General features: G+C 28.3%; 12 protein-coding genes. 3 read left to right on the top strand and 9 right to left on the bottom strand.

Annotated elements, in window-relative coordinates; genetic code table 11:
• Positions 1–4: 4 nt before the first annotated feature.
• Genes NNC19_RS13325 through NNC19_RS13340 form a run of 4 tightly spaced genes read right to left on the bottom strand, consistent with a single transcriptional unit; the run spans position 5 to position 2834 of the window.
• Positions 5–655, bottom strand: a complete 651-nt coding sequence (locus NNC19_RS13325) for a sugar transferase (RefSeq protein ID WP_396136427.1) — start codon at positions 653–655, stop codon at positions 5–7.
• Positions 656–707: 52 nt separating this feature from the next.
• Entirely contained in the window at positions 708–1472 is a 765-nt protein-coding gene (locus NNC19_RS13330; RefSeq protein WP_310939188.1) for a CpsB/CapC family capsule biosynthesis tyrosine phosphatase, read from the bottom strand.
• A gap of 1 nt (position 1473) precedes the next feature.
• On the bottom strand, positions 1474–2136 hold the full coding sequence (locus NNC19_RS13335; RefSeq protein ID WP_310939159.1) for a CpsD/CapB family tyrosine-protein kinase: 663 nt from the start codon (positions 2134–2136) through the stop codon (positions 1474–1476).
• 11 nt (positions 2137–2147) lie between these two features.
• Positions 2148–2834 carry a Wzz/FepE/Etk N-terminal domain-containing protein gene (locus tag NNC19_RS13340; protein WP_310939160.1) on the bottom strand — a complete coding sequence of 229 codons (687 nt, stop codon included), beginning with the start codon at positions 2832–2834 and terminating at the stop codon, positions 2148–2150.
• A gap of 420 nt (positions 2835–3254) precedes the next feature.
• Between NNC19_RS13340 and galE the strand changes: the two genes are divergently transcribed.
• From galE to NNC19_RS13355, 3 genes are all read left to right on the top strand, one after another.
• Positions 3255–4241, top strand: coding sequence for a UDP-glucose 4-epimerase GalE (gene galE, locus NNC19_RS13345; RefSeq protein WP_310939161.1), 987 nt, complete (start codon positions 3255–3257; stop codon positions 4239–4241).
• A 318-nt stretch (positions 4242–4559) separates the two neighbouring features.
• On the top strand, positions 4560–5060 hold the full coding sequence (locus tag NNC19_RS13350; RefSeq protein WP_310939162.1) for a hypothetical protein: 501 nt from the start codon (positions 4560–4562) through the stop codon (positions 5058–5060).
• Positions 5061–5087: 27 nt separating this feature from the next.
• A complete protein-coding gene (locus NNC19_RS13355) occupies positions 5088–6848 on the top strand; it encodes a hemoblobin-interacting domain-containing protein (protein WP_310939163.1) in 1761 nt (586 codons plus the stop codon).
• 186 nt (positions 6849–7034) lie between these two features.
• Here the strand turns inward: NNC19_RS13355 and NNC19_RS13360 are convergent, their stop codons facing one another.
• The 5 genes from NNC19_RS13360 to NNC19_RS13380 all read right to left on the bottom strand — a co-directional run bounded on the left by NNC19_RS13360 (position 7035) and on the right by NNC19_RS13380 (position 12388).
• On the bottom strand, positions 7035–7745 hold the full coding sequence (locus NNC19_RS13360; RefSeq protein WP_310939164.1) for an endonuclease V: 711 nt from the start codon (positions 7743–7745) through the stop codon (positions 7035–7037).
• Between the two features lie 84 nt (positions 7746–7829).
• A complete protein-coding gene (locus tag NNC19_RS13365; RefSeq protein WP_310939165.1) occupies positions 7830–8192 on the bottom strand; it encodes a hypothetical protein in 363 nt (120 codons plus the stop codon).
• A 402-nt stretch (positions 8193–8594) separates the two neighbouring features.
• On the bottom strand, positions 8595–9596 hold the full coding sequence (locus tag NNC19_RS13370) for a right-handed parallel beta-helix repeat-containing protein (RefSeq protein ID WP_310939166.1): 1002 nt from the start codon (positions 9594–9596) through the stop codon (positions 8595–8597).
• Between the two features lie 471 nt (positions 9597–10067).
• On the bottom strand, positions 10068–10205 hold the full coding sequence (locus NNC19_RS13375; RefSeq protein WP_310939167.1) for a hypothetical protein: 138 nt from the start codon (positions 10203–10205) through the stop codon (positions 10068–10070).
• Positions 10206–10378: 173 nt separating this feature from the next.
• A complete protein-coding gene (locus tag NNC19_RS13380) occupies positions 10379–12388 on the bottom strand; it encodes a methyl-accepting chemotaxis protein (protein WP_310939168.1) in 2010 nt (669 codons plus the stop codon).
• Positions 12389–12522: the final 134 nt, after the last annotated feature.

Below are 12522 nucleotides of genomic sequence, written 5' to 3' on the forward strand. Positions count from 1 at the left end.
CCCTTTAACTTGCATGTTTATCACCTAAAAGTACTGAAACTGTTTTTAAAATTAATGACATATCAACTAATATTCCTTTTTCCTTAACATACTTTATGTCAAGTTCCATCCATTCATAAAAGCCTATATCATTTCTCCCAGATACCTGCCAGTAGCATGTTAACCCAGGCTTAACACTAAACCTTTCCATCATCCAAGGTTCAAATTCTTTAACTTCTTCTGGAAGTGATGGTCTCGGTCCCACTAGGCTCATCTCTCCTTTTAATACGTTAATAAGCTGTGGCAGTTCATCAATACTAGTCTTTCTAATAAATGCTCCCACCTTAGTAACCCTTGGATCTTTCTTAATTTTAAACATTGGTCCATTCATTTCATTTTTTTCTTTAAGCTTATCCTTAAGATCTTCAGCGTCCTGTACCATGGACCTAAACTTATACATTTTGAATTCTTTACCTTCAAACCCTACTCTATCTTGTACAAATATCGCCTTTCCTGTACTTTCAATTCTTATAGCAATACTAACAATTAGAAAAACAGGGCTTAATGCAATAATTCCCAAAAATGAGCAAATCACATCTATTAATCTTTTAACAAATGCATAACCAATGCTTATTTCCTCATACTTCTGCTCATATACTAACTCTTCTTCTGACAACTTAGCATTTTGCAATTTTACCCCTCCTACACCTATAGTTAAAACAATTTATCTATCTAAAAAATGACATAAAGGATTTTTTCGCTTTGATTTTATCTCCTCGAAATTCTATTTCCCCATCTTTAAGTAATTTAATAGAACTCTCTTCAAAAAAATCTCTATACATTTTATTTTTTTCTATGGCTAACTTAATGCCTTCTGAAATATTTGCTCTTCTATTAGTATTATTATGAGCATCTGAACCTATAAAGTTATATATTCCATTCTCTAGCAATATACCTGCAGTCTTTTTAACCTTAGTTCCAAAATCTCCAACTATACTACCTGCATTCATCTGAAATAGTATTCCTTCATCTACAAATTTATTAATAAAAGAAGGCTCCTCCATTATGAATTTATATCTTTCTGGATGAGCTAAGATAGGTACTATTCCAAGTACTTGAAGTTCATATATTATGTCAAACACATCACTTTCAAACTTTTCCATAGGAAGTTCAAAAAGCATGTATCGAGAATCATTAATGGTCCCTATTATTCCATTTTTATAATCCTCTATCATATTTTCTGAATAATAGACTTCTTGTCCATAATTCACATTTATATTAATTCCCTCATAAGCTGCTATCTTATTTAGGTTTTCTACCATTTCTTTAACTTCATCATAAGGGGTTTCTCCATATCCCCTGCAAAAATGAGGTGTTGCAACGATTTCAGTAATTCCATCTTTTTCTGCCTCTCTAAGCATGTCCAATGTCATAACTCTATCCTTTGAGCCATCATCTATCTCTGGCAAAATGTGAGAATGAATGTCTATCATACTACTCTTTACCCTCATTTCCATAATAGTAATAATATTTTTTTCTAGTATTCTCTATACCGTTTAATACGATTCCTAATATATTAGCTCCAACTTTGTCTAATAGAGATTTTGCTTGGATAACTGTATCTCTCTTTGTTCTTTCTGCTCTTACTACTAATATTGTTCCATCTGCTTTAGTTGAAAGTATTTGTGCATCAGTAACAGCATGAAGTGGAGCTGAATCTAAAATTATAATATCGTAGTAATCTTTAAGTTCTTTTAAAAGCTTGCTCATGGCCTTAGACCCTAGCATTTCTGCTGGATTTGGTGGTAATTTCCCTGAAGTTAGTACACTTAAATGATTATTATATTCATGTACTGCTGAATTAATTTTTTCTTTTCCTATTAATACATCTGAAAGGCCTACTAGATTTGAAATTCTAAATTGTTTATGTAATGCAGGTTTTCTTAAATCACAATCTATGATTATAGTGTTTTTCTCTGTTTGGGCAAATGATAAGGCTAAATTTCCTGCCGTTGTAGACTTACCTTCACCTGGTTCTGAACTTGTAACAACTATTGTTCTTATCTCTTCATCAAATGAGGAATACTGTATATTTGTTCTTAATGTTCTATATGATTCTGCCGTAATTGACTTTGGTTTCTTCTCTACTATAAACATCCTACACTCCTTTAATTTACGCTTTCTGTATTAGGTATAGCTCCAAGCACTGGGATACCTACTATATTTTCCACCTGTTGTTTATCCTTAAAGGTGTTGTCCAAGAATTCAAGTAATAATGATAATCCTGCACCTACCATAAATCCTAATACTAATGCTATAGCTATATTAAGTTTCTTATTTGGACTCACTGGACTTTCAGGTAATGTAACGCTTTCTACAACTTTTACATTTGCATTAGCAATTAGTTCATTTGACGTTTTTATAAACTCATCAGTTATAGCTTCCACTACATCCCTAGATTCTTGTGGATTTCCACTTTTATATGTAATAGTAAGTATTTGAGTACTTGCTAAAGGTTCAACACTAAGTCCTGATTTTACAGTACTTGCTTTTACATCTAATCCTTTCTCATCGATTGCTCTAGTGATTAGATCATTTGTTGTTACAACATCTGCATATGTCTTTAATAAGCTTTGATACATTTGAACATCTGTATTATTGTATTTTTCATCAGCTGTTTCTCCACTTTCCTTACCTATAAATAACTTTGTACTGGCTTGATATTTTGGTTTAATTATAAAAAAGCTTACAACTGTAGCCACTATAACTGCTACTAATGTAATACCTAGAATAAGCTGCCATCTACTTTTCAGGGCATCTACTATATCTTCTATTTTTATGTTCTCTTCGTTCATTATTTTCCTCCATATTTGTTACTAAAATAATTCAACTTTCCCTTGCGTATCGAGAACTATTATACCATTCTTTCTATATTTTGTTAAGTATTATGTTTTTCCCCATATTCACCATCATTATTCTTTTTTCTCCATTATATTACACAATTCTATTTTTATGTATTTTTTCATTTTTCTATTTAAACATTTTTGATATAGTGATAAAGTAAATATAGAACAACTGTAAATACTAGAAACAAATGCTTTGAGCACTTAAATTAATTTGGTGGTACATTTTTATAAATAAGTGTATGCAATTATATTTTGTGACATTTTGTTGACATAATCCCAATTTATAATAGTGTTATCCATATTAATGAATATTTTTTGGATATTTTATAGAATTTTGATTAAAGTATTGAATTTTAAGGAGGTTTTTTTATGTCTATTCTCGTTTGTGGGGGAGCTGGCTATATTGGAAGTCATATGGTAGCTCATTTGTTAGAAAGTAATGAAGATGTAGTAGTCTTGGATAATTTGGAAAAAGGCCACAAGGATGCTCTTCTAGGTGGAAAACTTTATGTTGGTGATTTACGGGACAAGGAAATTTTAAATAAGGTATTCACTGAAAATAAAATTGATGCTGTTATTGATTTTGCTGCATACTCTCTTGTTGGTGAAAGTATGAGTGAACCACTAAAGTATTTTAATAACAATGTGTATGGAACTATTAATTTATTGGAGGCTATGAAGGAGCATGGAGTTAAGAATATAGTATTCTCTTCTACTGCTGCCACATATGGTGAACCTAAATTTATTCCAATAACTGAAAATAGTGAAACTGTTCCAACTAATGCATATGGAGAATCTAAATTATTGGTTGAAAAGATTTTACGTTGGTGTGACCATGCTTATGGAATTAAGTATACTGTTTTAAGATATTTTAATGCTGCTGGTGCTCATGTTAATGGTAAGATTGGTGAAGATCATTCTCCTGAAACTCATTTAATTCCTCTTATCTTAGATGTTGCTTTAGGTAATAGGGAAAAAATTATGATGTTTGGTGATGATTATGACACTAAGGATGGCACATGTATTAGAGATTATATTCATGTAAGTGATTTGGCTAAAGCTCATTCTTTAGCTCTTAAGAGATTAAAAGCTGGTGGAGAAAGTGCTACTTATAATTTAGGAAATGGTACTGGATTCTCTGTTAAGGAAATGGTTGAAGTTGCTAGAAAGGTAACTGGACATGCTATTCCTGCAGAAGTTGCTCCAAGAAGAGCTGGTGATCCTGGAGTGTTAATAGCTTCATCTGAAAAAGCTATTAATGAACTTGGATGGAAGCCAGAATTTAATGATGTTGAAACTATTATCAGTACTGCTTGGAAATGGCTTAAAAATCATCCTCAAGGATATGTTGAATAATAGGAAATTATTTTTTTATAAATATGGTCATATTTTTATGCCAAAAGGCTATTCATTTTTTATGGATAGCTTATTTTTTTGTCTTATACTTTTTTATTTGCTTTTTAAAGGACTTCTTCCTAAACGTCTATGAATAAGATATTTGGTGTCTTTTCTATTGTTCCTTCTTAAAAGAGAAACGATAAAACGAATTTGATTATTATTCTCATTTAGTATATAATAACTACTGACTAATCCATATTAAGTAATATAATGAAAATTTCACTAAATATCATTATGCAAGTTATGGATCTTTGTATTAAAAAAGGGGGAAGATAAATGAGAAAATTAATGATAAAAAGAATATTAATATTAGCTACTGCACTTTTTACAATCACTGGAATATCATTAATGTCAGCTTCAGGAAAAAGCTTAATCAATTCTACTGCAAAAAATGAAAAAGTAGCTATAGAAAATACAAAAGTTGAAAATTTTAAGGAAGAAAATAAAGACAATAAGCCTACTAACGATAGACCTAATGGAGAAATTAAAAATATTAGTAGTGAGGAAAAACAAAGAAGTGAAGCTTTAGAGAAAAACACTTTCGTAAAAAGAATTCAAATTAATTCAGTTGGACCTATAAAATATCTTTCAATATTATTTCAAGAAGGAAGTATAGAGGATTATTCATATGAGTTTGATGGAAAAGATATTACTACTACCTTTACAAAAGTTTCAACTGAAGGTAATGTAATTAAACATGAATTGAAAGATGGAGAAAAAAAATTAGTAATAAAGCAGAAATCTACAGGAAAAAGTGTACTATATGAGATTAAATAATTTAAATAAAAAAGGGGAATGAATTAAATGAAAGGAAAGAAAATTTACTTAATTATTGCAACAATTTTATGCATATCATCCAATACTGCTCTTGCAGCTCCCTATGAAGTTTTTACAAAAACATCCTTAGAAGCTTGGGATTATTATAATACACAATATGACGAAAATGGAAAGATAAGATATTTTCCTCAAAAAACAACTTTTTCAATAAACAACAATTCAAATACAACTGATTCAAATTATATGAAGGTTGTTAAAGTTAATTTTGGGTCTAATGCAGAGCTTTCATATGATAATAATAATGATAATTATTCAAAATGGGTTGCTGCTATTTCAAAAATAACAGTAGTAAAGTTAGATGGTTTACCTATGATGGGAGAAGAAATTGGATATGAAAAAAAAGCTGGAAAACTAATATTAAAGACTGAAAAAATAGAAGGCAATGGAATTTATAAAGTTAAAATTTCTGCTGATGGCTATAATGATATAAATCTAAATATTGATATTATAAAACCCGCCCCTAAACTGTTAATTAAAGGCGATTCATATCCTATCAAATTAAATAGCAAAAATTATTTTGAAATTGATACAAATGCATTTTCATATGTTTTTAACAATCCTATATATGATGTGCTATTAGATGGACAAAGTTTAAATAAAGATGAATATAGTATTATAAACTATTTAATTACTCTTAATGATAGAGCTATTAAAGATGCAGGACAACACGAATTAGTAGTGAAAATGTATGGATATGAAGATTCATCTATTAAATTTATAGCAGAGGATGAAAATGGACAAGCTGTTAATAAATTATCATCTATTGCTAAAAAAGTATCTAATATATATAAAAAAAGCCCAACTAATTTCAATGAAGTTGATGTAATATCATCAGCAACAAAAACAAATGCAGCTACAGTTCCAGCATTTTTAGTTTTTAGATTTGATGAAATTGCAAATGCAATTATTTTAAAAGATCAGGGACTTGAAACAGCTGAATCCAAAGAGACTCTTGCATGGTGGAATAGTGTAAGAAAGGAGTCATTAAGAGATGAAAACTCAAAAGTTCTTTATGATTGGAATGATTTTGTTAATAAGGTATCAGAATCTTTAGTTAATGGGAAAATTTTGAGTTTTGAGAATTATGTTAAAGATGGAGGTAAAACTCATTATGTAGATACTTTTGAAGTAAAATATGTTCTTGAAGATGGAAAATTAGGTGAACCTTTTGATTTGGGTGAACTGCTATCAAACTCAGCACCAACACCTAAAGTCATTTATTCTGATTGGAAGAAAGGGGTTAAAATAAACTTTGAAGCTAATGCTAATTGGACAAATTCCATTACTAATATAGAAGTAAATGGAACTGAATTATATAAAAATGAGTATAGTTTAACAAATGAAAGCATTGATTTTAAAAATATTTCACAAAGATTCTCTTCAGGAGATAATGAGATAACTATTATTGCTTCTGGATATAAAACTGTTAAAGTAAAAGTTAATATGAATAAAACTCTTAATCTTTCATTAGAAAAAACTAAATATTATATTGGTAATGATGTTGTTATTAAGGGGTTACCTAAGGATTTCTCTGGTATAAATGTTAAATTGAACGGAGAAAATGTATCTGAATTTAGTCAAACAGGTCAATCAAATACTTATAAAGTAGATAATGGTAAAATTATTTTAAATAAATCTTTATTTAAAGAAGTTGGAGCTAAATCAATATTTATTAATATTTATGGATATAATGAAGTACGTATTGATTTTGAAGTTTCAAAAATATAACTCCCTTTGCTAGCATATTCTTAGGGAATGTAGATAGATTTGTGTAAAACAAATCTACTTACATCCCTATTCTTCTCCATATATATTCTTATATTCTTCTCCATATATATGGGCCACTTATACACTATACTAGCATTAACACAGTGGATCATAATAAAACTTTCTTAAACTTAAATAATACAAAATCTATATGTATTTTAATTTACTTCTTACATCATGAGTTTCTAAATCTGCTAATCTAACCGGTATAGGTAGTCTACTTTCTTTATTGATTAAATTTAATGTTATATCCATTGTAGTATCTAAATCTATAAAATTTCCACAGGATATGAATATAGGTTTAACTTTTTCTCTAGTTCTAAGAGCTCTGCCATATACTTCTTCATTTATGATAATGTCCTTATATGAACCTGTCTCTTCACTTGGCATATGAAAATCTATACCATCTATCTTTAAATAGCTTTTTGCTATTCCTATTGTAGGTTTGTCTAAGAAAAATGATGCATGTGTTGCTATTCCCATATGATTAAAATGTAAATATCCATTTCCATCAAACATAAATATATCTGGATCTGCTGTTAATTTTTTTGCAGCTTCAATTACTAGTGGTAATTCTCTAAAAGCTAAGAATCCTGGAATATATGGCACTGTTATTTCTCCAAAGCTTTCTACCTTTTCTATTACTTCTTTTGTATTATAATCAATTACAACTATACAGCAAGCTCCATAATGTTTATCATCTTTCTCCCAATATGCTAAATCTACTCCTGCTATTAATTTAATTTCATCTTTTTTAAATGAATTTTTTAGTTCTATTCTTTTTGCTAATTTATTTTGTATTTCTTTAAATTCTTCTTCTGAACTTAAATTGAAATTATGCACATCTTTTGTTCTCATGAATTTTTATTTCTCCTTCTAATATAAAAATACTCTATAAAATAGATTTTTTATATTCTACTTTATAGAGTAAATATAATTTGTTTAATTTAAACTTTTCTTGATTTCTTCAACTTCTTCTACTGTTAATCCTATTCCTTTTGAAATAAGCTCAACATCTATACCTATCAATAATAGATTCTTTGCATTTTCTCTTTTTGCTTCATTTATCCCCTCTGCTCTTCCCTTTTCTCTTCCTTCTCTTAAACCTTGCTCTATAGCACTTTTTAACTTTGTTGCCTGGTCATGTAGTTCTGCTTCTCTTGCTTCATAAGCTGGTCTTTTTATATCATCTTTACTTATTACTTCTAAAATACTACAAGCTTTCTTTATTTTTTCATTTTCTGGTGATATTATAAATCCATTGTCTATACTATTGTTTTTCTTTATCAGCTTAATCACCACCATTTAATTATATTCTATCTTTATTATATACTATGGCATAGGTTTCTTAAACTGAATTTTTAGGGAAGTATATATTGAAATAAATAAGAAATTGCATAAAAGATATGAAAAGTAAAGGAATAGATGTTATTGTATATAAAAAGGTGAAATTTAACAGCAGGTTTTAATTTTTCAACAAGAAAGATTAATATAGGAAATAATTGAAATTTCAAAAAAAGTTATTGAAGATTTTAGTGAAAAATATGAGTTGAATACAAAATCAGTGTTATATGTCAAAAGTTCTTACATTACAGAAGAACCAGTTTGGTATGTGGATACAATAACAATAAATAAAAATAAGTGTCTTAAGATGATTAACTCTCATTTTAAGACACTTATTATCTAAATAGCATACTTATGTACTAATTATTTTACAGTTGGACTGTTAGTTACTGAAGCTCCATCAAGTTTATTTTTACCATTAATTGAAATACAACCATTTTTAATATATGCTGTACCAAATTTTATTTCATGTCCTATTGCTGATGGAGTTCCTTTTGATGGCCAGTAATAATTGTATCCTTTATTAGACTCTGCTGTGCATTTCTCCATAATCACATTTCCAGTTTGATTATTTCTATCAAATCCATTTTTAGTATTCCCTTTTGATATACAACCAATTAAATAATGATTTAAAGCATCTGCATGAGCAGGTTTTCCTGGAGTTTTATTATCTATTCCGCCTAATTTAAATCCATTTCCATCTCCTCTATAACCTTTTGCATTACCATTATTTAAAGCTTGACAGTTTTTAAATGTTACAGCTCCATGTGCAGCATATAAATCATATCCATCATCTGAATTTCTTTCTGAAACACACTGTTCTAAAATTATTCCTTTTCCAGAGTGTAGTTTAATTGCAAAACCATCTGCATTTTCTCCTTTTGGGGCATCTGCATTTAAGTAAGAGTGAACTTTATATAAATAAGAATTATCTCCACCATTTGATATTTGGAATCCTGAATCTTTATTATCATGTACTTCTAAATTGTAAAATTTATTTCCTTTTCCACTAACATATATACCATTATCACCAGCATTACATACCTCTAAGTTTTGAACAATATTACTGTTTCCTGAAAAATCTAATCCTTTTTGCCCAACGGCAGTTTGCTTAAAATCAATTTTTGCTTTGTTTATTCCTTTTATTGTAATTCCTGATGTTGAAATTTTTACAGTTCCTGATGTTACAGACCCATCAATTACAATTGTATCTCCACTCTTTACTTTTGCTACTGCACTTGCTAAAGTAGTCTTGCCTGCTTTTACAGTATATTGAGTTGCAGCCTTAGCAGATATCCCAGTTGACGCAGCAGCTGCTGTAAATGATATTAATACTCCCAAACATAATAATTTTATTTTTTTCATTTTTTATTCCTCCTTGAATTACTAATACTAAAAAATAGTTATTATTTATATATATAATAACAAAAAACTGCAAATATTCTGATAATTTATCGCAAATTCAACAAATAATGTCGTGAATTTTTAATGTGTTATAGATACTTCACCTTCACCACATATAATTAAAGTTTCTCCTTTTTTTATAGGCCCAACTTTTAAATACTCATTTATATTATTAAGTTTTACAAACAATATTTGAGTATTAGTAGAGTCAAGTATTGTAACAGTAGCAGATTTATTTGGCGTTACAAGTTTAATATTACGATAAATCCCTTCATGTTCAGACGAAACAGCATAAATACCTTGTTTAAAAGTATTTGCATTTAATTCACCTCTTGTTATAAGTATTTTTTATTCATGTTTTTTTATAAAAATAACATGGTTAGAATAAAATTAAAGCGTTCTATTATTAAAGTTCACCCTATAAATGATATATTAATTAGAGTATAGGGGTGGTGGTATAATCTCTCCATCTATGCCTGTAATTTCACCTGTATCAGGATTTAAATAGCAAAATGGAGGACTATTAGCTGAAACTATGGTTAATACATCTTTTTCTTTGATTTTTTCCAACCTATCATTATACTCTACAGCTAAAGGTTTTAAATCTTTATTATATCTACAGAATATATTATTGTAGTCTAAAAATAAAAAAATAATTAAGATAATTAAAAACAAGTAATTAGAATCTTTATTTTATAAGAATCTAATTACTTGTTAAGTGTACAGTGTATTACATATTTGGATTAGTATTTAAATTTTGAAATACTATCTTTTAATTCTTTCGCTAATTCTGCTAATGCCTGACTAGATTCTGCTATTTCATAGACTGATTTTGTTTGTTCTGTTACTGATGCTGCTGTTTCTTCTGTTCCAGCTGCATTTTCTTCTGAAATAGCTGATAAATTTTCAATAACATTTATCATTTTTTCCTTTTGTTTTATCATAGATGTGCTTGATTCATTTAAACTGTTAATTTGAAATTTCATCTTATCTATTGCATTAGAAATATCTTCGAATTTGTTTTTTGTTTCTTTAACGCCTAAAGTTTGCTCCTGCACAATAGTTCCTACAATAACCATTTCACTTACTGATTTTGATGTTTTACTTATGAGATCTTGAATTATTTTTGATATTTCATCAGTAAATCTATTTGATTCTTCAGCTAATTTTCTAATTTCATCTGCAACTATTGCAAATCCTTTACCTGATTCACCAGCTCTTGCAGCTTCAATAGCAGCATTTAAAGCTAATAAATTTGTTTGATCTGCTATACTTTTAATCATTTTGCTTGCATCCTGAATTTTTTCAGTACTTATATTTGTTTCACTTATAACATTTTTTATTTCTGTAGTAGCTTCAAATGTTTTATTTGTTTTTTCTACTAAATAATTTAAGACTATTATTCCCTCTTCTTTATATTTTCCCACTTCATTTGATACTATATTTAAATCATCTATTACTTTCTGAGTTTCTAAAATATAGTCTCCCAAATGACTTATATTCGTAGCACCTAGTTCTGTTTGTGTTGCCTGATTAATAGCCCCTTTTGCAATATCATCTATTGTCCTTGATACTTCATTAACAGAATTAGAAACTTGTTTAGTATTTGCTGTTAGTTCTTCAGAAGATGCTGCTACTTTATCTGATATATTTCCAGTTTTACTTACTATTTCTTTTATAGAAGATCTCATTACATCTATAGATTTGCTGATTTCTCCAAATTCATCTGTTTTCTTCAATAATTCATCTGGAACTTCCTTAGTAAAATCACCAAAAGAAATTATGCCTAGCAATTCTTTAAGTTTATTAATCGATTTTATGGCATAATTTGATGTATTAAATAATATTAGCGAAATAATAATAAATACAACTATACTAAATATTGAATTGACAATAATAGTCTTATTCATCTCTGAATAAATATTATCCATTGAAATATTCATTAAAAGTACATTATTTATCTGTCCATCAACATTTATGGGTACTGCTACTTTTAGTATTTTGTTATTAGTGTATTCTTCCATGCTAATCTTTCCATTAAGTGATTGGACAGCTTCAGGGGCATTATTTTTATCAAATAAAGTTCCTATATTATTTTCATCCGAAGAAGCAATTCCTTTTAAATCTTTATCTAATATAGTTGCAGATACAAATCCTTCTTTTTTGGCTAAATTTTCAGCTAATGTTTGATAATTAAAAGAATCTGTTAATTTTTGAACCGCATTAGCTCTTATTCCTATTTGAACAAAACTACCATCTGGAAATCTCATATATGCATATTTATTATAATTATCTGATTCTGACTCCTTTCGTATTTCTTCTACAAGTTGCTCTTTTCCACTCTTTGCAAAATTCATTACAGGATGTCCATTATCTGGTTTCCATCCTACATATGAATCAACTGTAGAATAAAGAATAGTATTGTCTCTATAATAATATAATTCATCTATTCCTAAATTTTTTGCAAGTTCTTTTAAATAAGGACTGCTTAACTCATTTTGTCTCGACTTTAAAATGTTTGCAGCTGAAAAAAGTTTATCTTCTAATAATAAATTAATATTTTTTAAAGACATATTATTATTATTAATTTCACTAACTATTTGATTTGAAAGGGTAATCACATCTGAATGTAATTGAGTTTTTAATAAATGCTTAATATATAATGAAGATGTAATACTTATGAATAGGATTGAAAGCATTATTACAATAACAGGTATTACTATGATTTTTGTTTTAATTGTAGTTTTTTTCATTTGTTCCCACCTCAAAATAATTTTTCTTTTTCATAAAAAATGTTAAATTAAAATTATATTATTAAATCTATTATATATTTCGGCTTGAATTCTACATACTTTATGTATACGATTACTGAAGTTAAATGCATAAA

Origin of the sequence: Clostridium sp. SHJSY1, assembly GCF_031626875.1 — a bacterium.
Classification (GTDB): domain Bacteria; phylum Bacillota; class Clostridia; order Clostridiales; family Clostridiaceae; genus Clostridium.

Excerpts from the sequence above, each read along its gene's own strand:
- NNC19_RS13365 (WP_310939165.1), bottom strand. The coding sequence starts at position 8,192 with ATGGTGGTGATTAAGCTGATAAAGAAAAACAATAGTATAGACAATGGA.
- NNC19_RS13335 (WP_310939159.1), bottom strand. The coding sequence starts at position 2,136 with ATGTTTATAGTAGAGAAGAAACCAAAGTCAATTACGGCAGAATCATAT.
- galE (WP_310939161.1), top strand. The coding sequence starts at position 3,255 with ATGTCTATTCTCGTTTGTGGGGGAGCTGGCTATATTGGAAGTCATATG.
- NNC19_RS13340 (WP_310939160.1), bottom strand. The coding sequence starts at position 2,834 with ATGAACGAAGAGAACATAAAAATAGAAGATATAGTAGATGCCCTGAAA.
- NNC19_RS13360 (WP_310939164.1), bottom strand. The coding sequence starts at position 7,745 with ATGAGAACAAAAGATGTGCATAATTTCAATTTAAGTTCAGAAGAAGAA.
- NNC19_RS13370 (WP_310939166.1), bottom strand. The coding sequence starts at position 9,596 with ATGAAAAAAATAAAATTATTATGTTTGGGAGTATTAATATCATTTACA.
- NNC19_RS13380 (WP_310939168.1), bottom strand. The coding sequence starts at position 12,388 with ATGAAAAAAACTACAATTAAAACAAAAATCATAGTAATACCTGTTATT.
- NNC19_RS13355 (WP_310939163.1), top strand. The coding sequence starts at position 5,088 with ATGAAAGGAAAGAAAATTTACTTAATTATTGCAACAATTTTATGCATA.
- NNC19_RS13330 (WP_310939188.1), bottom strand. The coding sequence starts at position 1,472 with ATGATAGACATTCATTCTCACATTTTGCCAGAGATAGATGATGGCTCA.
- NNC19_RS13350 (WP_310939162.1), top strand. The coding sequence starts at position 4,560 with ATGAGAAAATTAATGATAAAAAGAATATTAATATTAGCTACTGCACTT.